The sequence below is a fragment of the Rhodococcus tukisamuensis NBRC 100609 genome, assembly GCF_001894985.1.
In the GTDB taxonomy this organism is placed as follows: domain Bacteria; phylum Actinomycetota; class Actinomycetes; order Mycobacteriales; family Mycobacteriaceae; genus Rhodococcus_G; species Rhodococcus_G tukisamuensis.
In genome coordinates, this window is record NZ_BCXG01000009.1 from 70,508 (window position 1) to 93,113 (window position 22,606).

Below are 22,606 nucleotides of genomic sequence, written 5' to 3' on the forward strand. Positions count from 1 at the left end.
CCGGCCTCGGAGGAGGAAACTCCCTGCTCACGGCACTTCTGGACGCTGTACGCGACACGAAGTACGACAGTGGGTAGGACCGGCTCCGCGGATCGCGGGGCGACGGTCTACGATTCACAGAGCGCAAGCCAGAGGACGTTCGCCTCGCAGCGGGGTAGGACGCGCATTCAGGAGGATTAGTGACTGCCGTAGCGCCCCAGCCAGTCCCCGAGATAACGGCCGCCCGGCCATACCCGGCGCGACTGGGACCCAAGGGCTCGTACATCTACAAGATGGTGACCACCACTGACCCGAAGACCCTCGGGATCATGTACATGGTCACCTCGTTCGCCTTCTTCCTCATCGGCGGCCTGATGGCCCTGCTGATGCGGACCGAGCTCGCGGTTCCCGGGATGCAGTTCCTGTCGAACGAGCAGTTCAACCAGCTGTTCACCATGCACGGCACGATCATGCTGCTGCTGTACGCGACCCCGATCGTGTTCGGTTTCGCGAACTACATCCTGCCGCTGCAGATCGGCGCACCCGACGTGGCGTTCCCGCGTCTGAACGCGTTCAGCTACTGGCTGTACCTGTTCGGCGCGATCATCGCGACCGCGGGCTTCGTGACCCCCGGCGGCGCGGCCGACTTCGGCTGGACCGCCTACAGCCCGCTGACCGACGCGGTGCACTCGCCCGGCGTCGGCGCGGACCTGTGGATCATGGGCCTGGCCGTCGGTGGTCTCGGCACCATCCTCGGTGGCGTCAACATGATCACCACCGTGGTCTGCCTGCGTGCCCCCGGCATGACCATGTTCCGGATGCCGATCTTCACCTGGAACATCCTGGTGACCAGCATCCTGATCCTGCTCGCCTTCCCGCTGCTGACCGCGGCGCTGCTCGGCGTGTTCGTGGACAGGCACTTCGGCGCCCACATCTTCGACCCGGCCAACGGCGGTGTCCTGCTCTGGCAGCACCTGTTCTGGTTCTTCGGTCACCCCGAGGTCTACATCATCGCGCTGCCGTTCTTCGGCATCGTCTCGGAGATCTTCCCGGTCTTCAGCCGTAAGCCGCTCTTCGGCTACAGCGGCCTGGTGTACGCCACGCTCGGTATCGCCGCGCTGTCCATCGCCGTGTGGGCGCACCACATGTACGCCACCGGCGCCGTGCTGCTGCCGTTCTTCTCCTTCATGACGTTCCTCATCGCGGTCCCGACCGGCGTGAAGTTCTTCAACTGGATCGGCACCATGTGGAAGGGCCAGGTGACCTTCGAGACGCCGATGCTCTTCTCGGTCGGCTTCCTGGTGACGTTCCTCTTCGGTGGTCTGTCCGGCGTGCTGCTCGCCAGCCCGCCGATCGACTTCCACGTCACCGACAGCTACTTCGTGGTCGCGCACTTCCACTACGTGCTCTTCGGCACCATCGTGTTCGCCACCTACGCCGGCATCTACTTCTGGTTCCCGAAGATGACGGGCCGCCTGATGGACGAGCGCCTCGGCAAGTGGCACTTCTGGACCACCTTCGTCGGCTTCCACACCACGTTCCTGGTCCAGCACTGGCTCGGCAACGAGGGCATGCCGCGTCGCTACGCGGACTACCTGCCCAGCGACGGCTTCACCACGCTGAACACCATCTCCACGATCGGCTCGTTCATCCTCGGTGCCTCCACGCTGCCGTTCATCTGGAACGTCTTCAAGAGCTACCGGTACGGCGAGATCGTCACGGTCGACGACCCGTGGGGCTACGGCAACTCGCTCGAGTGGGCCACCACCTGCCCGCCGCCGCGGCACAACTTCACCGAGCTGCCCCGGATCCGCAGCGAGCGCCCGGCCTTCGAGCTGCACTACCCGCACATGGTCGAGCGGATGCGCGCGGAGGCGCACGTCGGCGGCGGCCACGGTGGCAAGCAGGCCACCGCGGTGCTCGAGGACGCGCACTAAGTCACGACGAACCAACACAAGGCCCCGCCCGAGCTTCGGGCGGGGCCTTGTGTTTGGGAAATACGCCGGTTGGCACAATGGCTTGAAGACCCCGCGGCTGCGGGATGGAGGGAGTTCTCGGTGGGTTCAGACACCACGGTCCTGGTCACGGTGACGGGACCCGACCGCCCGGGCGTCACCTCGGTTCTGCTCGCGGCGCTCTCGCGCCACGACGTGAGCCTCCTCGACGTCGAACAGGTGGTCATCAGGGGCAGGTTGACCCTCGGGGTCCTCGTGGCCTGCCCCAACGACCCCGAGGCGCTGCAGGAGGCGGTCGAGGACTCGATGTCGACCGTCGGCATGCACGCGGACGTCGAGATCGGCGCCGACCCGGTGGGCCGGCCCGCGCCGTCCACCCACGCCGTGGTCGTCCTCGGCAGTCCCGTCACCGCGCGTGCCTTCAGCGTGCTGGCCCGGGAACTGGCCCGCCAGGGCGCGAACATCGACTCGATCCGCGGCATCGCGGACTACCCGGTCACCGGACTGGAACTGATGGTCACCGCGGCCGACGCCGCGGCCGAGACGGACGCCGCCCTGCGGACCGGGCTGGCGGAGATCGCTGCCTCGCAGACCGTGGACATCGCGGTCGAGCGGGCCGGACTGGCCCGTCGCGCCAAGCGGCTCATCGTCTTCGACGTGGACTCGACGCTGGTGCGGGGCGAGGTCATCGAGATGCTGGCCGCCCGTGCCGGCAAGGAGGACGAGGTCCGGGCCGTCACCGAGGCCGCCATGCGCGGCGAGATCGACTTCTCGGAGTCGCTGCACCAGCGGGTCGCGGTGCTCGCCGGCCTGGACGAGTCCGTGATCGAGGAGGTCGGGCAGGCGCTCGAGCTGACGCCGGGCGCGCGCACCACCATCCGCACCCTGCGCCGCCTCGGGTTCCACTGCGGCGTCGTCTCCGGCGGCTTCCGCCAGGTCATCGAGGGCCTCGCGCACGACCTGGAGCTGGACTTCGTCGAGGCCAACACCCTCGAGGTCGTCGACGGCAAGCTCACCGGCCGCGTCATCGGCGCGGTCGTGGACCGCGCGGCCAAGGCCGTGGCGCTGCGCAATTTCGCGGCGCAGGCCGGGGTCCCGATGGAGCAGACCGTCGCGGTGGGCGACGGCGCCAACGACATCGACATGCTCACCGCGGCCGGGCTGGGCGTCGCCTTCAACGCGAAGCCGGCCCTGCGCGAGGTCGCGGACACCGCGCTCTCGCATCCCTTCCTGGATGCGGTGCTGTTCATCCTCGGCGTCACCCGTGACGAGGTCGAGGCGGCCGACGCCGTGGACGGTCTGGTGCGCCGGGTCCCGCTGTGACGGAGCCGGGGCCCCTCGGGGTGCTCGACGAGGGTTTCACGGCCCGGCACGCGGTGCTGGCCGCCGGGTACGGGCACCGGCCGGACCCGTCGGACCCGGCCCTGGTGCTGGCGATGCCGCTGGTGCTGCACCTTCCGAAGGCGGACCCGCCGCCGCGGAGCGCGGTGCTCGCGGCGGCCGCCGCCGCGACCGCCGCGCTGTGCCTGGACCCACGGGTCGGCACCGGCGAGGACGGCGAACCGGGGCCGTGGCAACGGGACTACCTGGCCTGGACCGGCGCCCGGATCCGCAAGGTGGCCCGGCGGGCCCGGGGCGCCCAGTGGCTGGCCGCCCAGGACGTCGACGGCGTCACCGTCGAGGTCGACGGCGCCCAGGCCCGGGCCTTCGTGCCGGGTCCCGTGGGTGAGCTCGACCCCCGGATCCGGAAGCTGCAGATCGGCGGGACCGACCTCGAGCACGACGCGCCGGGGGGCCCGGAGCCCGACCTGCCGGTGCTGTGGCTCAACCGTTCCCTCGACATGACGGTCGGCAAGACCGCCGCGCAGGTGGGGCACGCGGCAATGCTGCTGGCCGGTGCGATGACGCTCGCGCAGGCGGCGCAGTGGGCAGGCAGCGGGTTCCGGTGCTCGGTGCGCGACGCCGACCCGGACCGCTGGGCACCGCTTGTCGCGCTGGCGGAGAGCGGACGAGCGGTCGCTGTGCGGGACGCCGGGTTCACCGAGGTGGCGCCGGGCTCGATGACGGTGATCGCGCACCCCTGAGGGCGGACTCGTGGTGAGCGGCTTGGACTGCCGGGCCGGTTCGGCCTAAGGTTGGCCCGTCCAAGCACGGGAGCCCAGGCATCGATGGGCTGAGAGGGAGCACGGCTGCTCCGACCGTCACACCTGATCCGGGTCATTCCGGCGTAGGGAGCAGCGCGATGTCCACGGTACATCCACGTCCTGACGAGGCGGCCGCACAGCCGTCCGGCCCCACTTCGTCCCCGGCCGGCGTCGAGCCGTCCTTCACCCTCGACGAGGCGCCCGCACGGACCCTCGGCCTCGCCGCGCAGATCGGGCTGTGGGGCAACCTCGGGATCTCGCTACTCCTCCCGGTGGCCGCGACCTTCGCCGTGCTGCAGGGGCAGTCGTTGCTCGCCACCCTGCTCGCGGTGCTGCTCGGCGCGGTGATCGGTTCGACCCTGCTCGGGCTGTGCGCGGCGGCCGGCGCGACCGTCGGCGCGCCCGCGATGGTGATGATGCGGGGCCTGCTCGGCAACCGGCTGTCCGCGCTGCCGACGGTGTTCAACCTGGTGCAGTGCGTCGGCTGGGCCACCTTCGAGGTGTTCGTCATCGCCGAGGCTGCCGCCCGTCTCACCGGCTGGCAGCGTTGGCCGTTCGTCCTGCTCGGCGGCGCCCTGGCCACCGTGATGGCGCTGCGACCGCTGAAGGTGGTCGGCATCCTGGCCCGGTACGCGGTGTGGGCGGCGCTGGCGTCGACGGTGTACCTACTGGTGAACGTGCTGATGAAGGACCTGCCCTCGCTCACCGACGGGAGTTTCGCCGGGTTCTGGACCAGCGTGGACCTGGTGATCGCGATGCCGATCTCCTGGGTGCCGCTGGCCGCCGACTACGCGCGGCACTCCAAGTCCCCGCGGGCGGCGTTCCTCGGCGCGACCGTCGGCTACGGCGGCGCGACCGTCGCCTTCTTCAGCCTCGGTGTGCTGGCGTTCGTCGCGTTCGGGCTCGAGCCCGGCTTCGACATCATCGGCAGCCTGCTGGTGCTCCCGCTGGCCGGGGTGGCGCTGCTGATCCTGCTGATCGACGAGGTGGACGAGGCCTTCGCGAACATCTATTCGACGGCGATGAGCGCGCAGAACCTGCGGCCCAGCCTGGACCGGCGCTACCTGGTGGTCGGCGTCGGCGCGGTCGCGACGCTGCTGGCGCTCACCGTCGACGCCTACAGCTACGAGCCGTTCCTGTTCCTGATCGGCGCGGTGTTCGTCCCGCTGACCGGCACCTTCCTGGTGGCCTTCTACCTGCTGCGCCGTGGCAGCTGGGACGTCTCGGCGTCCTCGCCCGCGCGCTGGGAGATGTTGCTGCCGTGGGCGGTCGGGTTCGTGGTGTACCAGCTCGTGACGCCCACCTACTTCACCGGTTTCGGTGCCGGGTGGACCCAGTGGTGGACGGACCTCCAGTCCGCGCTGGGGATCCCGGCCACCGGCTGGTCCGCCTCGCTGATCTCGCTCGTCGTCGCGGCGGCGGGCACCGCCCTGATCGGGCTCATCCGTCGACGAAAGGTGGTGCCGGCGTGAGCCTCTCGGCACGTTTGCAGGAAATGGGCCGGCCGCTGCTGGCCGCGCAGCTCGAGCACCCCACGGTGGCCGGCATCGGTGCGGGCGACCTCGACCCGGCGGTCTTCCGCGGCTGGCTCGAACAGGACTACCTGTACCTGCTGGACTACACCCGGGTGTTCGCGCGGCTGGCCTGGCAGGCCCCGGACGGGCATCTCGGTGACCTGGTGGACCTGGCCCACGCCACCTACCGCGAGGAACTCGACCTGCACCGCACCCTGTCCGAACCCTTTGGCGCGCAGTTCGACTCGGCCGTCAAGAGCCCGCAGTGCGAGGCGTACACCGGCTTCCTGCTCGACGCGGCGGCCGACTACGGCCGGGGCCTGGCCGCGCTGCTGCCGTGCACGTGGGGCTACTCCCAGCTCGGCAAGGCGCTCGCGGCCGACCCGCCGGCCGACCCGCGATACCGGCGCTGGGTGGACACCTACGCCGATCCCGGCTTCGCCGCGCTGGCGGACCGGTGCGCCGCGATGCTCGACGAGGCGGCCCCGGATGAGGCCGTCGCTGAGGAGGCCTTCATGACGGCGATGCGGCACGAGCTGGACTTCTGGGACGCCCGGTGACCCGAGCCGAGGCGCTGCTCGCCGAGCAGGCCGCGGTGTGGCCGGCGCTGGCCGAGCACCCGTTCGTGCTGGCCACCGCCGACGGCACGCTGCCGGAGGCCGCCTTCGACCGGTGGCTGCTCGAGGACCACGCCTTCGTCGTGGAGTTCCGCCGATTCCTGGCCGGTGTGCTCACCCTCGCGCCGGACGAGGCCTCCCGCGACGTGCTGGCCGGCGGCATCGCCGCGCTGACCCCCGAGCTGACGCTGTTCCGGGAGGAACTGGCCCGGCGCGGCCTGGACCCGGCCGCGCACACCCCGAGCCTGGGGTGCGCGTCGTACACCGGGTTCATGCTGGCGAGCCTGCACGACGGCTACGAGGTGGCCTCGGCGGTGCTGTACGGGGTGGAGAAGGCGTACCTCGACGCGTGGACCACGGTGCGCGAGCGGGCCGCTGCGGCGGGCTCGCGGTACCGCGAGTTCATCGACAACTGGGCCGCGGAACCGTTCGCCGCGTACGTCGCCGACCTCGGCACGCTGCTCGGCGGCGACCACCCGACCGAGGCGCAGCGCGTCGCGTTCGGCCGCGTCGCCGCCTTCGAGGTGCAGTTCTGGGACGCACTGGTCTGAGCGAAGACCGGTGCGGCGACACGCGTACCGGTCCTGCTGCAACCGCGTCGAGCATGTGCGAGAGGATGGGCGTCGTGTCCGAACCTGATCCCGATCTGCTGATCGACTTCGAAGACGTTCTGATCCGTCGCGGCGGTGTCACCCTGGTGGGGCCCGTCAGCTGGCAGGTGGAGCTGGACGAGCGCTGGGTCGTCCTCGGCCCCAACGGCGCCGGCAAGACTTCCCTGCTGCGGATCGCGGCTGCCGAGGTGCATCCCACCGCCGGTCGCGCCCACCTGCTCGGGGAGGTGCTCGGCAAGGTGGACGTGAGCGAGTTGCGCCCGCGGATCGGGCTGTCCTCGTCCGCGCTGGCGCACCGGGTGCCCGCCGACGAGACGGTGCTCGACCTGGTGGTCTCCGCGGGGTACGCGGTGCTCGGCCGCTGGCGTGAGCAGTACGAGGAGATGGACACCACCCGCGCGGTGGAGATGCTCGAGAGCCTCGGCGCCGAGCACCTCGCCGAGCGCACCTACGGCACCCTCTCCGAGGGCGAACGCAAGCGGGTGCTGATCGCGCGCGCCCTGATGACCGACCCGGAACTGCTGCTGCTCGACGAGCCGGCCGCGGGCCTGGACCTCGGTGGCCGTGAGGAACTCGTGGCCAGGCTGTCCGTCCTCGCGGCCGACCCGGACGCCCCCGCGACCGTGCTGATCACCCACCACGTCGAGGAGATCCCGCCCGGATTCACGCACGCGCTGCTGCTCAACGAGGGGCAGGTCGTCGCGCAGGGGCTGATCGACGACGTGATCACCGCGGAGAACCTGACCAGCGCGTTCAGCCAGTCGATCGTCCTGGAGAAGGTCGACGGCCGCTTCTTCGCGCGGCGCAGCAGGGTGCCCGGTCAGCACCGTCGCTGACCGCATGACGGCCGCGATTCCGGGCGAATCACGCCCGGGAGGCCAGGAGGCTCCAGATGGGTAAAGTGTTCATCGTCCCCTCGCGTACGGACAGGTGGGCGAAGCGACTCGCGACAAAGCTCGAGTCCACCTTCGGTCCGACAGTGGTGTGTGATCCGGCGGCTGCTTTCGCGACACCGTCGACCGCAATCATTCTCCTCGGGCACGGTGGCTACGCCGAGGACGGCCAGTGGTCGATGGGTGGGGCGAAGCGGCCGACGCTGAACTGGCGTGACGTTCCGGCGGATATTCCGACGTCTTTGATGCTGTTCGGGACGTGCAACAGTCGGGAAGCCGCACACGACGCACACCACAATCGAATGACTGCGCCTGCAACGATGACGATCCACCCACAGTTCGAGTGGGGCGCCGGACAACCCGAGGCCGTGTACGCCGAGCCGATCGAGGCGCTCGCCACGCAGGTTGCCAACCATGCAGCGTCATGGACGACTGCACCGGACGAGCTGGATCTCGCCGACATGTGGCGTGAGATCGACGAGACAGCGCGCTTCGACGGCTGGGTGCTCGACACCGGATTCGAGACCTTACCGATCGTCTACGCCGACCCGCAGCGCCGACGTCAACGGGCAGCCGAGGCCCGCTCACACGAGTGACGGCAACGTTGCGACGGTCGGACGCACGTGGACGGAGGGCACGTTGTAGCGTCCGACACATGGCTGCAATCGACGATCTGCCCGAAGTCCCGACGAAGGACGCCTCCACCGTGATCCTGGTGCGGGACTCCGCATCCGGGCCGGAGGTGTTCCTCCTGCGCCGTGTGATCGGCATGGCCTTCGCCGGCGGCATGACCGTGTTCCCGGGCGGCGGTGTGGACCCGCAGGACGCCGACGCGGACGTCGCGTGGAGCGGGCCGCCGGTGTCCTGGTGGGCGGAGCGGTTCGGCGTGGACGAGGGCCGGGCGAAGGCCCTGGTCTGCGCCGCGGTCCGGGAGACCTTCGAGGAGTGCGGTGTGCTGCTCGCCGGTCCGACCGCGGACACCGTCGTCGCGGACACCTCGGGCTACGCGGACGCCCGCAGGCGGTTGGAGGCGCGTGAGCTCTCCTTCAGCGAGTTCCTGGCCCGCGAGAACCTGGTGCTGCGCGCGGATCTGCTTCGGCCCTGGTCGAATTGGATCACCCCGGTGGGGGAGACCCGCCGTTACGACACCCGTTTCTTCGTGGCCGCGGCGCCCGCCGGGCAGGTCGCGGACGGCGAGACCTCCGAGGCCGAGGAGGTGTCGTGGCAGACGCCGGCCGAGGCCATCGCGGACTGGTCGAAGGGCCACACCATGCTGCTGCCCCCGACCTGGTCGCAGCTCTGCTCGATCGCCGAGTTCGACACCGTGGCCGGGGTACTGGCCGCCGAGCCCGAGATCCCGGTGATCCTGCCCAAGCTGTACGAAGAGGACGGTGAACTGCGGGTTCGCTTCCCCAACCAGGAGCCCTACTACGCCGCCGGGGCGCACCCGTGGGGCAAACGGTAGCCTTCGCGGCATGGCTGAGTTTGTGACTCTCGAGGTTTCTGACGGCATCGGCACCATCCGGCTGGCCCGTCCACCGATGAACGCGTTGAACCGTCAGTTGCAGGAGGAGCTCCGGGCCGCGGCCCGCGAGGCCACCGTCAACTCGGAGGTCAAGGCCGTCATCGTCTACGGCGGCGAGAAGGTCTTCGCGGCGGGTGCCGACATCAAGGAGATGGCGGAGATGTCCTTCGCCGAGATGGCGCCGATCGCAGGCGAACTGCAGTCGGCGCTCGGCTCGATCGCGGAGATCCCCAAGCCCACCGTCGCGGCGATCACCGGCTACGCGCTCGGTGGCGGACTCGAGATCGTCCTCGGCGCGGACCGGCGTATCGCCGGCGACAACGCGAAGCTCGGCGTTCCGGAGGTGCTGCTCGGTGTGATCCCCGGCGGCGGTGGCACGCAGCGGCTGGCGCGCCTGATCGGCCCGAGCAAGGCCAAGGACATGGTGTTCACGGGCCGCTTCGTCGGCGCCGAGGAGGCCCTCGCGATCGGCCTGATCGACGAGATGGTCGCCCCCGACGAGGTGTACAACGCGGCCCGCGCCTGGGCGTCGAAGTTCGTCGGCGGTGCCAGCCGTGCACTGGCCGCCGCGAAGGCGTCCATCGACCAGGGTCTGGACACGGACCTGAACACGGGCCTGAAGATCGAGGCGCAGCAGTTCGCAGCCCTTTTCGCGACCCAGGACCGGACCATCGGCATGGCTTCCTTTGTGGAGAACGGCCCGGGCAAGGCCCAGTTCACGGGGGAGTAGTAGCGCATTCCGGCGCGAAAAACTAGAACTTGTTCATCTCTTACCAGCGAGTAGGATCGCCCCATGACTGCAAGCCCCACTGACGACACATCCGTCGCCGCGACCGCCCCCGGAGATGTGGTGGACCCCGCGCCGCGTCCGCACGCCACCGCCGAAGAGGTCGAGGCGGCTCGCAAGGACACGAAGCTCGCCCAGGTGCTGTACCACGACTGGGAAGCGGAGACCTACGACGACAAGTGGTCGATCTCGTACGACGAGCGCTGCATCGACTACGCCAAGGGCCGGTTCGACGCCGTCGCCGGGGACCTGCCGCTGCCGTACGAGCGGGCGCTCGAACTGGGCTGCGGCACAGGCTTCTTCCTGCTCAACCTGATGCAGGGCGGGGTCGCCAAGACCGGCTCCGTCACCGACCTCTCGCCCGGCATGGTCAAGGTCGCGCTGCGCAACGCCGAGCACCTCGGCCTGGAGGTCGACGGTCGCGTCGCCGACGCCGAGCGGATCCCCTACGACGACAACACCTTCGACCTCGTCGTCGGACACGCCGTGCTGCACCACATCCCGGACGTCGAGCAGTCGCTGCGCGAGGTGCTGCGGGTGCTCAAGCCGGGAGGCCGTTTCGTCTTCGCCGGCGAGCCCTCCACGGTCGGCAACTTCTACGCCCGCTGGCTCGGCCGCGCCACCTGGGAGGCCACCACCACGGTCACCAAGCTGCCGTTCCTGGCCGACTGGCGTCGTCCGCAGGAAGAGCTCGACGAGTCCTCCCGCGCCGCGGCGCTCGAGGCCGTCGTCGACATCCACACCTTCGACCCCACCGACCTCGAGAACATGGCGAAGTCGGCCGGCGGTACCGAGGTGCGGGCCATCACCGAGGAGTTCGCCGCGGCGCTGCTCGGCTGGCCGGTCCGGACCTTCGAGGCGGCGGTTCCGCCGGAGAAGCTCGGCTGGGGCTGGGCCAAGTTCGCGTTCGGCGGGTTCAAGACGCTGAGCTGGGTCGACGAGAAGGTGCTCAAGCACATCGTCCCGCGCAACTTCTTCTACAACGTGATGATCACCGGCGTGAAGCCGGAAGCGAAGAAGTAGGAGCGAAGATTCTCTGTGGGCTATGACTTCACCACGGAGGACGTCCGGTACCTGAGGTCATCCGACGGTGCCGCCGCCCTCGCGGAGGTCGATCAGCTCGAACTGTCCACGCGCACGCACCTGGCCGACATCGGCCGGGTGCGTACGCGTTTCGGTGACCGATCCGGCGCGCTCGTGGAGACGGTGCTGCTGCGCCGGCGGGCGGTGGGCAAGCTCGACGAGCCCGCGCACTGGTTGCTGACCGACGACGCCCTGCAGCAGGCGACCCCGACGGTGGTCGCCCGCCGTCGGGCCCGCCGCGTCGCGGGCCGGGCGGTGCACGACGTGACCTGTTCGGTCGGCGCCGAGTTGTCGGCGCTGGTGGGTGTCGCGAGCGACGTCCTCGGCAGCGACCTCGACCCGGTGCGCCTGGCGATGGCCGCGCGCAACGTGCCCGCCGCGACTGTGCTGCGGGCCGACGCCCTGGTCCCGGTCAGCCGTGACACCGTCGTGCTGGCGGACCCGGCGCGGCGGGCGGGCGGCAAGCGGCGGCACGACCCGTCCGCGCTGCAGCCGCCGCTGCCGGACCTGCTCGAGGCGTACCGCGGTCGAGACCTGTCGGTCAAGTGCGCGCCCGGCCTCGACTACGACGCCCTGGACTGGGACGGCGAGGTGGAGGTCGTCTCGCTCGCCGGTGGGGTGCGCGAGGCCTGCCTGTGGTCGCCGGGCCTGGCGGAACCGGGGGTGCGACGCCGGGCCACCGTGCTGGCCGCCGACGGCACGGGCTGGGAGATAACCGACGCCGAACCGGACGACATTCCGGAGCGTGAGCCCGGGGAGTGGATCGTGGACCCGGACGGCGCGGTGGTGCGGGCCGGCCTTGTGCGGCACTACGGCGCCCGGCACGGGCTGTGGCAGCTCGACCCGCGGATCGCCTACCTGACGGGGGACGCGGTGCCCGCCGGCATGCGCGGCTTCCGGATCATCGAACAGCTCAAGTACACGGAGAAGGCGCTGCGTCAGGAGCTGGCCCGGCTCGACTGCGGCGTGGTGGAGATCCTGGTGCGCGGTGTCGACGTGGACCCGGCGGTGTTGCGGCCCCGGCTCAAGCTGCGTGGCTCCGTGTCGCTGTCGGTGGTGCTGACCCGGATCGGCCGCACGCCGGTCGCCTTCGTCTGTGCGGCGGGCGCCCGCGACTGAGCGCCGCCCGGTCCCGCGCCGAGTGTGCACCCACCGGTGCGTCGCCCGAGAGCGCCCGGCGGCAGGTCACACTCGGCGGGGCGTCAGCGTAGGACGAACAGTTCACCGATCACGGTGGTGGTGAGCACCTCGCCGTCGGGCCCGATCGCGGTGCCCGTCGTGGGACCGCTGCCGCCGGGCAGGGTGTCCTGGTCGAGCGTCTCGCCGGTCCCGGTGTCGAAGGTCAGCAGCGCCGTGGGGGCCGACGCGTCGGGACCCTCCCGCACCTCGGTGTAGCCGACGGCGCCGCCGGCCTGCGCGGACGCGCCGACCGGGGCGACGTCCTCACGTTCCCACGCCACCTCCGCGTGGTCGCCCTCGTCCCGCAGCGCCAACAGATGCCCGCCCTCGCCGGGAGCCGGGATGATCAGCCCGTCCGCCGACACCGACGGGGTGCCCGCAGCGGGGTAGCCGAGCGACTGGTTCCAGCGGACCTGCCCGGTGGCGGCGTCGAGCGCCCAGAGCGTGCCCTGGTTGTCCCCGGCGTAGACCGTCGTGCCGTCAGCGGAGAGGCTGGGGCTCGACGAGGTGCCGCCGTCGAGGACGTCCGCGGACCACAGTCCGGTGAGGGTGCCGTCGGCGTACCGCATCGCGACCACGGAGGCCCGGTCGTGGTCGGGCAGGCGCAGGGTGAGGTAGAAGTTGCCGCTGGCGAGGTCGATCGCGGGACCGGCCGGCACCGGGCACTCGGGGGCGCCGAAGGCGCACTGGTCCAGGCCGAGGTCGGCCGGCGGCAGCGGCAGGTTCTGCCCCTCGGCCGCGGTCGGTGCCGGGATCAGCTGGTGCGAGGGGACCACCTCGCGGCCGTTCTGCGGGTTCAGCACGGTCACCACGCCGAACTGGGTGACAAACAGGAGGTTGCCGTCGCCGGTGAACTGAGCCGACAGGGGGGTCCCGCTGACGATCGTGCGCCAGCGCAGCTGGCCGTTCTCGGTGAACGAGTTCATCGCGCCGTCCTCGCCGACGTACACGTTGGTGGCGGCGTCGACGACCGGGGTGGACGCGGCGACGGCGGGCGCGAGTCGGTTGCACCAGCGCTTGCGGCCGCTGTCCATCTCGAACGAGTAGAGGTTGCACCCGTTCTCGGCGTGGGTGGTGACGAAGATCTGCCCGCTCGCGGCGACGGTGGGGCCGCTGGTGGTCGGTGAGAGGAGCGGCCGCGACCACGCGAACGAGGGGGACTGGGGGCCGGTCACCGGCGAGGTGTTGCTGTTGCGGGCGTCGGCGTGCGCGCCGGGCCAACCGCCTGCGGCGAAGATGTCCTGGACCTGTGGCTCGCCTCCGCACGCGGCGAGGGTCAGCGCCGCGACCGCCGTCAGGGAGACCGTCGTCGAACGTAGGACACGCCGCATTTCTTCACTCCTCGTGTGGATTTCGCTCGTTGCAGACTATCGGTCCCACCGCTGCGGAGGAGACACCCGCCCCCCGAATTCGTGGACATTTCAATCAATTCGGAACCCCGGCATTTCGAATTGACCCGGCCCGAAGATTTCTCTCGACCCTGTAATTGATTCGTGATTGAATTACTGCGAGCTTCGAGTTCCTGGTTCGTGTTCGTAGTTAGCCAGACAAACTTTCGGTCCCGATCGAATTTGTGTTCAATGGCTGAATGGAACGGGGTCGGATGAGCATCGCGGACAGACCAATGCAATCGCTGCCTGCTGTCGAGACCGACGTCGACCACCTGCTCGGCTGTCGTGGTGCGGGCGTTGTCGTCGTCATCGCCCTCATCTTCGGGGTGGCCCTGCTCGTCGGCGCGATGACGGCGTCGCTCGGGGCCGGAATCCTCGTCGGGCTTGCCGGCGCCGGCGCCTCGGTGGTGCTGTGCCGGGCCTGTCGCTTCGGTGACGGCGAGATTCGGTGACGCGCGGTAGGTGAACCCGGTGGGGTGACCGGGTAGTGGCGGAGCTCACCACGGCTAGCCGTAGGCTGTCGATCCATGACCAGCATGTGGGGCGCACCGTTGCGCACGAGGTGGCGAGGATCCAGGCGGACCGACAGCGACCAGGCACAGTTCCTGACCCGTGACTCGCTGCGCTGGGTGCTCGCGAACAAGGCATACACACCCTGGTACCTGGTTCGCTACTACCGCCTGGCCAAGTTCAAGCTGGCCAATCCGCACGTGGTGCTGCGGGGCATGGTGTTCCTCGGCAAGAACGTGGAGATCCACTCGACGCCCGGGCTCTCCCGCCTCGAGATCGGCAAGTGGGTGCACATCGGCGACGGCAACGCGATCCGGTGCCACGAGGGTTCGCTGCGGATCGGCGACAAGGTCGTCTTCGGCAAGGACAACGTCGTCAACACCTACCTCGACATCGAGATCGGGGCCTCCACCCTGGTCGCCGACTGGTGCTACATCTGCGACTTCGACCACCGGATGGACGACGTCAACGTGCCGATCAAGGACCAGGGCATCGTCAAGGGCCCGGTCCGGATCGGCCCCGACACCTGGGTCGCCGCCAAGGTCACCGTGCTGCGCAACACCGCGATCGGCCGGGGCTGCGTGCTCGGCGCCCACGCGGTCGTCAAGGGCGAGGTGCCGGACTACAGCATCGCCGTCGGCGCCCCGTCCAAGGTCGTGAAGAACCGCAAGGAGGCGTGGGAGGCCGGCGCCGCCGACCGCGCGAAGTACGTCGCGGCCCTCGAGGACATCGCCCGCAAGAAGGCGGCCGCCGAGACCCGCGCGGCCGAGCTCGACGCCGCCGGCGCATCGGCCAACGGTTCGGCCGGGGCGTAGGTACCGCGCACCCGACCGAACCGCACCAGGACAACCCCGGCGCCCGCTACCGATCCGGTAGCGGGCGCTGTGGGATGTCGGGGCGGGCGAGCGGGTGCCGCACCCGGCGCTTGGCGCTGAGGTACACCTGCGCGGTGTCCTGAGCCACCTGCTGCCAGTCGAAGTCGGAGGTGAGCCGGTCCCGGGCCGCCTTCGCACGGGTCTGCGCTGCCGCCGGGTCGTCGAGCACCTCCCGGACCGCGGACGTCAGGCCCTCCACGTCGGCGGGCTGGAACGACATCCCGGTGACGCCGTCCACCACGGCCTCGCCCAGACCGCCGGCCCGCGAGGCCACCAGTGGGGCGCCGGCCGCGGCCGCCTCGAGCGCGATGATGCCGAACGGCTCGTAGCGGCTCGGCAGCACGATCGCGTCGGTGCCGTGCAGCCAGCCGAGCAGCTCGGCGTGGTCGAGGCTGCCGAGGAAGGTGACCGACCGGACCACTCGGTGCTGGCGGGCCAGGTCCTGCAGCCATCCGTACTGGGTGCCCTCGCCGGCGATGGCCAGCGTGGTGCCGGGATGGCTGCGCCGGATCCGGGGGAGCGCGGCGATGATGTCCTGCACGCCCTTCTCGTACTCGAGCCGGCCGACGTAGAGCAGCCGCGGCGGGCCCGAACGCGGCGCGCGATCACGGTAGTTCCAGGTGGTCACGTCGATTCCGTTGCGGATCACCGTGATCGGCGCCAACTGCGGGCCGTAGAGCTCGGTGACCTCGTCCTCCATCGACGCCGAGCAGGTGATGATCGCGTCGGACTCGTTGGCCAGCCACCACTCGACGGAGTGCACCTGCCGGTTGATGGTGCCGGAGATCCAGCCGCTGTGCCGGCCGGCCTCGGTGGCGTGCAGCGTCGAGACGAGCGGCACGTCGAAGAACTCGGCCAGCGCGATGGCCGGGTGCGCGACCAGCCAGTCGTGCGCGTGCACGACGTCGGGGTACCAGCCCTCGCCGAGTCCCGGCTTGGCCAGCCCGACGCCGGCCCGCACCATCGCGTGCCCCATCGCCAGGGTCCAGGCCAGCATGTCCTCGCCGAACACGAAGTGCGGCGGGTCCTCGGCCACCGCGACCACCAGCACGCCCTCGGAGATGTGCGTGATGGTCGGGTGGGTGGCGGCGTCCGTCCCGGTGGGCCGGCGCGAGAGCACCACCACCTCGTGGCCAGCCTGGACCATCTCGGTGGCCAGGTGGTGCACGTGCCGGCCGAGACCGCCGACCACCACCGGTGGGTACTCCCACGACACCATCAGAACCTTCATGCCTGGCCTCCGGTCCATTCGTCGGGCAGCCGCCGTGCATCGAGCCCGGGGAACAACCCGTCGGCGCCGTTCCAGCCGTCGGCCAGTCGCTGCGCCCGCTCCCGGTGTCCCGACGCGACCGCCTCGGCGATCTCGCGGGTGGCGTGCGCGTGCTTGTGGGCGCGCTCGCGTGCGTAGCCGGCCGCGGAGTCCTTGCTCACCATGAACGCCCAGTCGCTCTGCACGGTCATGATCGCCTCGCGCAGGATCTGGTCGTTGACGCGGTCGCGCAGTTCGGGACGTCCCGGGGCGCGCTCGCCGGCCCTCGCCTTGTCCACGGTGTCGAGGGCGGTCTGGACCACCTCGTCGTTGAGCCGCACCAGGTCCTGGACCTGGTCGCCGGCCCACACCCGCCAGTCCTTGCCGCTGCCCCAGGAGGAGTCGGCCAGGTCCACCGGCTCCCCGACGTACCCCTTCTCGCGCGCCTGACGCAGGGTGCCGACGTCGACGCCGGCCTCCGGCAGGGCGCGCAGCACCTTCTCCAGCCACTGCGGACCCTCGAACCACCAGTGCCCGAACAGTTCGGTGTCGAACGCGGCCACCACCAGGGACGGTCGCCCGGTGCGGTCGTTCTCCTCGCGGATCCGGGCCTTGACGGTCGCGACGAAGTCCTCGACGTGCTGGTCGATCGCGGCGGCCGCGAGCTCCGGGTCGTACGGGGCCTTGTCCTTGGAGTCGACGGTCCGCCCGGTGACGCGGGACGGCTTGAGCCCGGTGTCGTGGTCGTAGGTGTGGAAGTCGCGGTAGGCGCCGTGCCCGGGGTAGCCGGACTTCGGCGACCACACCCGGTAGCTGACCTGCAGGTCCCGGCCGAACGCGACGACGTCCGAGTCGCGGACCGGCCGACCCAGCGAGGTGTCGCCGCGCAGCGCCGGCCCGTCCACCATGAAGTGCCGGACGCCGGCGTCGGCGTACTCGAGTTCCATGCCGGGGGTGTACCCGCACTCCGGTGCCCAGATGCCGGACGGCTTTGTGCCCCAGCGCATCTGAGCGTCGGCCAGGCCCTCGCCGAGCTGGAAGCGGCGCAGGCGGGGGTGCAGCAGCGGCTGGAACGGGTGCGCGAGCGGGCCGCCGAGCAGCTCGATGGCGTCCGCGTCGACGAGTTCGCGCAGCACCGGCGATCCGCCGTGTGCCCAGCGCTCCTCGAAGTCGGTGAGCGCCGCCGCCGAGAGTCGGTGCTCACGGGCGCCGAGGTCGCGGCGCGCCTGGTCGTCCATGCCGGCGGCCTCGTGGGCGCGCAGCTGCCAGTTGCCCAGCCAGTGGTGCATGCCGGCGAGGCAGTGCGGGTCGTCGAGCTGCGCGGCGAGCACCGGGGTGATGCCGAGCGTGAGCAGGTCGGTACGCCCCTCCGCGGCGAGGGTGCGCAGCACGCGGGTCACCGGCAGGTAGGTCGCCGCCCACGACTGGTAGAGCCATTCCTCGCCCACGGGCCACCGGCCGTGGTTGGCGAGCCAGGGCAGGTGGGAGTGCAGGACCAGGCAGAACATCCCCCGGCCCGTGCCCGCACCGGACGCGTTGGTCACCGGTCCACCGCGGGCTTGCGGGCGAGTGCGACCAGGTCGAGGCTGGCGTCGATGTCGGCCTCGACCAGCGCGAAGTCGTCGACGGTGATGGCCTCGACGTCGGCGACGAGGTCCTGCGGCCACGGTTCGCCGGCGAGCGCGCGGTCGATCTGGGCGTCGATGAAGGACCCGCCGTGCTTGGCGTCGAGCTCGCGCAGCCGCGGACCGTGGTGCACGCCGGTCATCAGCTCCACCTCGAAGCCGGCCTCCACGAGCAGTTCGGTGAGCTCGGCGGCGTTGAGCTCGCGGGTGTGGAACGGGTTGAGCGGGGTGTCGCGGCCGGGGGAGAAGGTGATCCGGTTCGGCGTGCTGACCATCAGCTCGCCGCCGGGCTCGAGCACCCGGAAGCACTCCGTCAGGAACTGTGCCTGGTCCCAGAGGTGCTCGATCACCTGGAAGTTGACCACGGTGCCCACGCTCGCGTCCGGCAGCGGCAGGTCCGCGAGGTTGCCCTGGCGCATGTCGATGCGGGGGTACCGGGCGCGCACGTGCTCGACCGCGGACTGGTCGTAGTCGAGTCCGATCACCTTCTCGGCGACATCGGCAATCATGTTGGCGCCGTAGCCTTCTCCCGAACCGGCCTCGAGCACGACGCGCCCGGCGCAGCGCGCGAGCAGCTGCTGGTAGACCACCTCGTGGCGTCGGAACCAGTAGTTCTCCTCCGGCACGCCCGGGACGGTGCGCTCGCCGGTCAGGGGGAGGGTCGCTTCGCCGGCCTCGGCCGTGGTGCCGGGGTCGGTGGCTTGGGCGCCGCTCGCAGCGGGGGCCGTCACAGATGAGTCGCTCACCGCAGCGAGGTTAGTGCCCTCGGTGCCATAAGCGGGCGGGTGGTCCACATCACAGGTGCTCATGATCCCCCCGCGGTTATGGTGAACGGACATTCCCGCTCAAGTTACCCACCGGTAACTTAGCATGAGGTAATCTCTCGCACAGCCCATCGCGCGAGAGATGGTGGTTACTCAAGAGCTCGGCCGACCGCGGCAAAGTTCGCGAAACAGGCAGACACACACAGGAGGTCGACGTAGACCCATGACGAACATCGTCGTTTTGATCAAGCAGGTCCCCGATACCTGGTCCGAGCGCAAGCTCACCGATGGCGACTTCACGCTGGACCGTGAGGCCGCGGACGCCGTGCTCGACGAGATCAACGAGCGCGCCGTCGAGGAGGCACTGCTCATCAAGGAGGCACAGGGCGGCGAGGTGACCGTGCTGTCCGCCGGTCCCGACCGCGCCACCGACGCCATCCGCAAGGCGCTGTCCATGGGTGCCGACAAGGCCGTCCACATCAACGACCCGGCGCTGCACGGTTCCGACGCGATCCAGACCGGCTGGACCCTGGCCGCCGCGCTGGGCCAGATCGGCTTCGAGAACGAGGAGCCGGCGGACCTGATCATCGCGGGCAACGAGGCCACCGACGGCCGCGTCGGCGCGGTTCCGGCCATCATCGCCGAGTACCTGGGCATCCCGCAGCTCACCCAGCTGCGCAAGCTGACCGTCGCCGACGGCATCGTCACCGGTGAGCGCGAGACCGACGAGGGCATCTTCGGCCTCGAGGCCACGCTGCCGGCCATCGTCTCGGTCACCGAGAAGATCAACGAGCCGCGCTTCCCGTCCTTCAAGGGCATCATGGCCGCGAAGAAGAAGACCGTTGACGTCCTCACGCTGGCCGACCTCGGCGTCGACCCGGAGACCGTGGGCGTCGCGAACGCGGGCACCACCGTCACCGCGTCCACCCCGAAGCCCCCGCGTACCGCTGGCGAGCGCGTCACCGACGAGGGCGACGGCGGCTCCAAGATCGCCGCCTACCTCGTCGGCCAGAAGATCATCTGATCGCGCCCCTGAACCAGCAGAACCACACGTAGGAGAAGTAAGCCATGGCAGAAGTACTCGTGCTCGTCGAGCACGCAGAGGGTGCGCTCAAGAAGGTCAGCACCGAGCTCATCACCGCCGCCCGCGCACTGGGTGAGCCGGCCGCCGTCGTGACCGGTCCCGCCGGCACCGCGGCCCCGCTCGCCGAGGCGCTCGCCGCGGCCGGCGCGGCCAAGATCTACGTCGCCGAGTCCGACGACATCGACGGCTACCTGATCACCCCCAAGGTGGACGTGCTCGCGTCGCTCGTCGAGTCGGTCGGCCCCGCCGCCGTCATCACCGCCGCCACCACCGAGGGCAAGGAGGTGTCCGGTCGCCTGGCCGCGCGCATCGGCTCCGGTCTGCTCACCGACGTCATCGACGTCAAGGCGGACGGCAGCGCCGTGCACTCCATCTTCGGTGGCGCGTTCACCGTCGAGGCCAAGGCCAACGGCGAGGTCCCGGTCATCTCGGTCCGCCCGGGTGCCATCGAGGCCCAGCCGCAGGCCGCCGCAGGCGAGCAGGTCGCCGTCGAGGTGCCCGCGCAGGACGAGAGCGCCGTCAAGGTCACCTCGCGCAACCCGATCGTCGGTGGCGACCGCCCCGAGCTCACCGAGGCGTCGGTCGTCGTCTCCGGTGGCCGTGGCGTCGGCAGCGCCGACAAGTTCTCGGTCGTCGAGGAGCTCGCCGACTCGCTCGGTGCCGCCGTCGGCGCCTCGCGTGCCGCGGTGGACTCGGGCTACTACCCGGGCCAGTTCCAGGTCGGTCAGACCGGTAAGACGGTCTCCCCGCAGCTGTACATCGCGCTGGGCATCTCCGGCGCCATCCAGCACCGGGCCGGCATGCAGACCTCGAAGACCATCGTCGCGGTCAACAAGGACGAAGAGGCCCCGATCTTCGAGATCGCGGACTACGGCGTCGTGGGCGACCTGTTCAACGTCGCACCGCAGCTGACCGAGGCGGTCAAGGCTCACAAGGGCTGATCACCTCGCACCGCTCGGCGGCCCCGCTCCCATCCCAGGGAGCGGGGCCGCCGTCGTTGCGCGGGCGGACAGTTCACCCGGTCGCCGCCGACCTGACACCACGCCGATGCCGGGATGCCGCCGCGGCTCGTTAGACCTGGCGGCATGACGACTACGCAGGTCCTCACCCCTCCCAGCGCCACCACGCCGACCACTCCCCGGTACCGCCTGCTGTTGTCCTCGGACCGGGAGCACCGGGTGGCAGCCCAGCGCCTCCGGTACGAGGTGTTCGCCGCCGAGCCCGGTTTCGAGGCGGCTGTCCACGGCATCGCGGACGGCCTCGACGCCGACCGCTTCGACGAGCACTGCGACCACCTGCTGGTGCTGGACGAGGTCGCCGACGAGGTGGTCGGCTGCTACCGGATGCTCACCCCGGACGCGGCGGTCGCCGCGGGCGGGCTGTACACCGAGACCGAGTTCGACCTCGCCGCGCTCGACGCGCTGCGGCCGGGGCTGGTCGAGATGGGGCGTGCGTGCGTGCGCCCCGACCACCGCACCGGTTCCGTGCTGGGGCTGATGTGGGCGGGCATCCTCAACTACCTCGAGCTCACCGGCTACCGGTGGGCGATGGGCTGCGTGTCGGTGCCGATGCGGCAGCGGCCCACCGACCTGCCCGGCGTCGACGTGCGCGGCGTGCGGGACCGGGTGCTCGCCGAGCACGCCAGCCCCCCGGACCTGCGGGTGCGTCCGCTGCGCCCGGTGCCGGGACTGGACGCGCTGGACCCGCCCGGCCGGGTGACGCTGCCGCCGCTGCTGCGGGGGTACCTGCGCCTCGGGGCGTCGATCTGCGGGGAACCCGCCCACGACCCCGACTTCGGCGTCGCCGACTTCGTGGCCCTGCTCGGCATGGACGAGGCCGACGAGCGGTACCTGAGCCGGCTGCGGGCGGTCGCGTCCGCCGTCCCCCTGGTGACCCGGTGAGTCACCCCTGGCTGCCGACCAGCCCGTGCGGCGACGGCTGCCTGCCCGGCCGGGTGCGCCGCGCCGGCCCGGCACGGGTGGTGGCGCGGTGCGCGCTGCTCACGGCGCTGGCGCTCGCGTTGCCGGTGCTGCTGGTGGCCGGCGGGGTGCTGCCCCGGACGCCGCGGCAGCGGCTGCAGTGCGGCTTCGCGCGGGCCGTGTTGCGCGGACTCGGCCTGCGGCTGCAGGTGCGCGACGACCGGACCGCCCCGGCGGTCGAGGAGGGCCGGGGGACGCTGGTGGTGGCCGGGCACGTCTCGTGGACCGACGTGCTGGTGCTCACCGCGCTGGGGCCGGCGGACTTCGTGGCCCGGGCCGACCTGCTGCAGTGGCCGCTGCTGGGCCGGCTGGCCGGCCGGATGCGGGTCATCCCGATCGAGCGGGAGCGGCTGGGGGAACTGCGTGGCGCCGTCGACGAGGCGGCGGAACGGCTGCGGACCGGCGGACGGGTGGTGGCCTTTCCCGAGGCGACCACCTGGTGCGGCCGGGCGTACGGCGGTCTCCGGCCCGCGATGTTCCAGTCGGCGATCGACGCGGACGCGCTGGTGCAGCCGGTCGGGATCAGGTACTGCGGCGGCGACGGCGAGCTGGACACCACGGTCTGCTTCGTCGGGGAGCAGACGCTGGTGGCGTCGCTGCGCCGGATCCTCGGCACCCGCCGGGTGCTCGTGCGGGTGCGGTTGGCGCCGACCCAGGAACCGGGGGAGTGCCGCCGTGACCTCGCCGCGCGTTGCGACCGCGAGGTACGGACGTTCGCCGACGCCGACGCAGCCGCGGGGATCCTGCTCGAGCGGGGCCTGGCGGGGCGTCAGTCCGTCGCGGCGTGAGCGCCGCGCTGCGCCGGACCTGCCGCTGACATCGGTGGCCCGGAGCACGGGCTA

At 71.0% G+C, this 22,606-nt stretch carries 22 protein-coding genes and 1 riboswitch; of the genes, 18 read left to right on the plus strand and 4 right to left on the minus strand.

Annotated elements, in window-relative coordinates:
* Nucleotides 1-179 precede the first annotated feature (179 nt).
* From ctaD to RT2_RS12395, 12 genes are all read left to right on the plus strand, one after another.
* The gene (gene ctaD / locus RT2_RS12340) at nt 180-1,916 is read left to right on the plus strand and encodes an aa3-type cytochrome oxidase subunit I (RefSeq protein ID WP_072845088.1); all 1,737 of its coding nucleotides are present in this window, start codon (nt 180-182) and stop codon (nt 1,914-1,916) included.
* Nucleotides 1,917-2,036: 120 nt separating this feature from the next.
* On the plus strand, nt 2,037-3,257 hold the full coding sequence (gene serB / locus RT2_RS12345) for a phosphoserine phosphatase SerB (RefSeq protein ID WP_072845089.1): 1,221 nt from the start codon (nt 2,037-2,039) through the stop codon (nt 3,255-3,257).
* Entirely contained in the window at nt 3,254-4,018 is a 765-nt protein-coding gene (locus RT2_RS12350) for an aminoacyl-tRNA hydrolase (protein WP_072845090.1), read from the plus strand. The genes serB and RT2_RS12350 overlap by 4 nt, the downstream gene beginning before the upstream one ends.
* 56 nt (nt 4,019-4,074) lie before the next feature.
* Nucleotides 4,075-4,185: riboswitch (TPP riboswitch) on the plus strand.
* Complete coding sequence (locus RT2_RS12355) at nt 4,177-5,550, plus strand: purine-cytosine permease family protein (RefSeq protein WP_072845091.1); 1,374 nt, start codon at nt 4,177-4,179, stop codon at nt 5,548-5,550. Its footprint overlaps the riboswitch before it by 9 nt.
* Nucleotides 5,547-6,152: a TenA family protein gene (locus RT2_RS12360; RefSeq protein ID WP_072845092.1), complete on the plus strand. Its 606-nt coding sequence runs from the start codon at nt 5,547-5,549 to the stop codon at nt 6,150-6,152. The genes RT2_RS12355 and RT2_RS12360 overlap by 4 nt, the downstream gene beginning before the upstream one ends.
* Complete coding sequence (locus RT2_RS12365) at nt 6,149-6,760, plus strand: TenA family protein (protein WP_072845093.1); 612 nt, start codon at nt 6,149-6,151, stop codon at nt 6,758-6,760. The genes RT2_RS12360 and RT2_RS12365 overlap by 4 nt, the downstream gene beginning before the upstream one ends.
* 65 nt (nt 6,761-6,825) lie before the next feature.
* The gene (locus RT2_RS12370; protein WP_072845094.1) at nt 6,826-7,656 is read left to right on the plus strand and encodes an ABC transporter ATP-binding protein; all 831 of its coding nucleotides are present in this window, start codon (nt 6,826-6,828) and stop codon (nt 7,654-7,656) included.
* A gap of 359 nt (nt 7,657-8,015) precedes the next feature.
* Entirely contained in the window at nt 8,016-8,309 is a 294-nt protein-coding gene (locus tag RT2_RS12375; RefSeq protein WP_139191208.1) for a hypothetical protein, read from the plus strand.
* Nucleotides 8,310-8,368: 59 nt separating this feature from the next.
* Entirely contained in the window at nt 8,369-9,178 is an 810-nt protein-coding gene (locus tag RT2_RS12380) for an NUDIX hydrolase (RefSeq protein ID WP_072845096.1), read from the plus strand.
* A 10-nt stretch (nt 9,179-9,188) separates the two neighbouring features.
* Entirely contained in the window at nt 9,189-9,968 is a 780-nt protein-coding gene (locus RT2_RS12385; RefSeq protein WP_072845097.1) for an enoyl-CoA hydratase/isomerase family protein, read from the plus strand.
* Nucleotides 9,969-10,031: 63 nt separating this feature from the next.
* The gene (locus RT2_RS12390) at nt 10,032-11,048 is read left to right on the plus strand and encodes a class I SAM-dependent methyltransferase (RefSeq protein ID WP_072845098.1); all 1,017 of its coding nucleotides are present in this window, start codon (nt 10,032-10,034) and stop codon (nt 11,046-11,048) included.
* A 15-nt stretch (nt 11,049-11,063) separates the two neighbouring features.
* Complete coding sequence (locus RT2_RS12395; protein WP_072845099.1) at nt 11,064-12,227, plus strand: THUMP-like domain-containing protein; 1,164 nt, start codon at nt 11,064-11,066, stop codon at nt 12,225-12,227.
* Nucleotides 12,228-12,310: 83 nt separating this feature from the next.
* Here the strand turns inward: RT2_RS12395 and RT2_RS12400 are convergent, their stop codons facing one another.
* Complete coding sequence (locus RT2_RS12400; protein ID WP_072845100.1) at nt 12,311-13,618, minus strand: outer membrane protein assembly factor BamB family protein; 1,308 nt, start codon at nt 13,616-13,618, stop codon at nt 12,311-12,313.
* A gap of 293 nt (nt 13,619-13,911) precedes the next feature.
* Here RT2_RS12400 and RT2_RS12405 point away from each other — a divergent pair, with 293 nt between their 5' ends.
* Together RT2_RS12405 and RT2_RS12410 are read left to right on the plus strand one after the other, a co-directional pair.
* The gene (locus RT2_RS12405; RefSeq protein ID WP_139191207.1) at nt 13,912-14,130 is read left to right on the plus strand and encodes a hypothetical protein; all 219 of its coding nucleotides are present in this window, start codon (nt 13,912-13,914) and stop codon (nt 14,128-14,130) included.
* 75 nt (nt 14,131-14,205) lie between these two features.
* Nucleotides 14,206-15,003: an acyltransferase gene (locus RT2_RS12410; protein WP_072845102.1), complete on the plus strand. Its 798-nt coding sequence runs from the start codon at nt 14,206-14,208 to the stop codon at nt 15,001-15,003.
* A 46-nt stretch (nt 15,004-15,049) separates the two neighbouring features.
* Here RT2_RS12410 and RT2_RS12415 read toward each other — a convergent pair whose 3' ends face one another.
* From RT2_RS12415 to RT2_RS12425, 3 genes are read right to left on the minus strand one after another with little or no spacing between them, the layout of a single operon-like run.
* Nucleotides 15,050-16,294 (minus strand): glycosyltransferase family 4 protein, encoded by a 1,245-nt coding sequence (locus tag RT2_RS12415; RefSeq protein WP_072845103.1) that lies wholly within the window; start codon nt 16,292-16,294, stop codon nt 15,050-15,052.
* The gene (locus RT2_RS12420) at nt 16,291-17,820 is read right to left on the minus strand and encodes a 1,4-alpha-glucan branching protein domain-containing protein (RefSeq protein ID WP_072845179.1); all 1,530 of its coding nucleotides are present in this window, start codon (nt 17,818-17,820) and stop codon (nt 16,291-16,293) included. The genes RT2_RS12415 and RT2_RS12420 overlap by 4 nt, the downstream gene beginning before the upstream one ends.
* A 32-nt stretch (nt 17,821-17,852) precedes the next feature.
* Nucleotides 17,853-18,590, minus strand: a complete 738-nt coding sequence (locus RT2_RS12425; RefSeq protein WP_174556705.1) for a class I SAM-dependent methyltransferase — start codon at nt 18,588-18,590, stop codon at nt 17,853-17,855.
* Between the two features lie 334 nt (nt 18,591-18,924).
* On the opposite strand from RT2_RS12425, the gene RT2_RS12430 reads away from it, so the two are divergent.
* The 4 genes from RT2_RS12430 to RT2_RS12445 all read left to right on the plus strand — a co-directional run bounded on the left by RT2_RS12430 (nt 18,925) and on the right by RT2_RS12445 (nt 22,552).
* Nucleotides 18,925-19,725, plus strand: coding sequence for an electron transfer flavoprotein subunit beta/FixA family protein (locus tag RT2_RS12430; RefSeq protein ID WP_072845105.1), 801 nt, complete (start codon nt 18,925-18,927; stop codon nt 19,723-19,725).
* 44 nt (nt 19,726-19,769) lie between these two features.
* Nucleotides 19,770-20,726, plus strand: a complete 957-nt coding sequence (locus RT2_RS12435) for an electron transfer flavoprotein subunit alpha/FixB family protein (protein ID WP_072845106.1) — start codon at nt 19,770-19,772, stop codon at nt 20,724-20,726.
* Nucleotides 20,727-20,870: 144 nt separating this feature from the next.
* Nucleotides 20,871-21,686, plus strand: a complete 816-nt coding sequence (locus RT2_RS12440; RefSeq protein WP_072845107.1) for a GNAT family N-acetyltransferase — start codon at nt 20,871-20,873, stop codon at nt 21,684-21,686.
* Nucleotides 21,683-22,552 carry a lysophospholipid acyltransferase family protein gene (locus tag RT2_RS12445; RefSeq protein ID WP_245709359.1) on the plus strand — a complete coding sequence of 290 codons (870 nt, stop codon included), beginning with the start codon at nt 21,683-21,685 and terminating at the stop codon, nt 22,550-22,552. The genes RT2_RS12440 and RT2_RS12445 overlap by 4 nt, the downstream gene beginning before the upstream one ends.
* Nucleotides 22,553-22,606: the final 54 nt, after the last annotated feature.

Bases quoted from the DNA above. Each gene is read 5' to 3' on its own strand.
- RT2_RS12415 (WP_072845103.1), bottom strand. From the start codon at position 16,294: ATGAAGGTTCTGATGGTGTCGTGGGAGTACCCACCGGTGGTGGTCGGC.
- RT2_RS12405 (WP_139191207.1), top strand. From the start codon at position 13,912: ATGCAATCGCTGCCTGCTGTCGAGACCGACGTCGACCACCTGCTCGGC.
- RT2_RS12375 (WP_139191208.1), top strand. From the start codon at position 8,016: ATGACTGCGCCTGCAACGATGACGATCCACCCACAGTTCGAGTGGGGC.
- RT2_RS12385 (WP_072845097.1), top strand. From the start codon at position 9,189: ATGGCTGAGTTTGTGACTCTCGAGGTTTCTGACGGCATCGGCACCATC.
- RT2_RS12440 (WP_072845107.1), top strand. From the start codon at position 20,871: ATGACGACTACGCAGGTCCTCACCCCTCCCAGCGCCACCACGCCGACC.
- RT2_RS12400 (WP_072845100.1), bottom strand. From the start codon at position 13,618: ATGCGGCGTGTCCTACGTTCGACGACGGTCTCCCTGACGGCGGTCGCG.
- RT2_RS12390 (WP_072845098.1), top strand. From the start codon at position 10,032: ATGACTGCAAGCCCCACTGACGACACATCCGTCGCCGCGACCGCCCCC.
- RT2_RS12370 (WP_072845094.1), top strand. From the start codon at position 6,826: ATGGGCGTCGTGTCCGAACCTGATCCCGATCTGCTGATCGACTTCGAA.
- RT2_RS12410 (WP_072845102.1), top strand. From the start codon at position 14,206: ATGACCAGCATGTGGGGCGCACCGTTGCGCACGAGGTGGCGAGGATCC.
- RT2_RS12420 (WP_072845179.1), bottom strand. From the start codon at position 17,820: ATGTTCTGCCTGGTCCTGCACTCCCACCTGCCCTGGCTCGCCAACCAC.
- RT2_RS12435 (WP_072845106.1), top strand. From the start codon at position 19,770: ATGGCAGAAGTACTCGTGCTCGTCGAGCACGCAGAGGGTGCGCTCAAG.
- RT2_RS12430 (WP_072845105.1), top strand. From the start codon at position 18,925: ATGACGAACATCGTCGTTTTGATCAAGCAGGTCCCCGATACCTGGTCC.
- RT2_RS12380 (WP_072845096.1), top strand. From the start codon at position 8,369: ATGGCTGCAATCGACGATCTGCCCGAAGTCCCGACGAAGGACGCCTCC.
- RT2_RS12355 (WP_072845091.1), top strand. From the start codon at position 4,177: ATGTCCACGGTACATCCACGTCCTGACGAGGCGGCCGCACAGCCGTCC.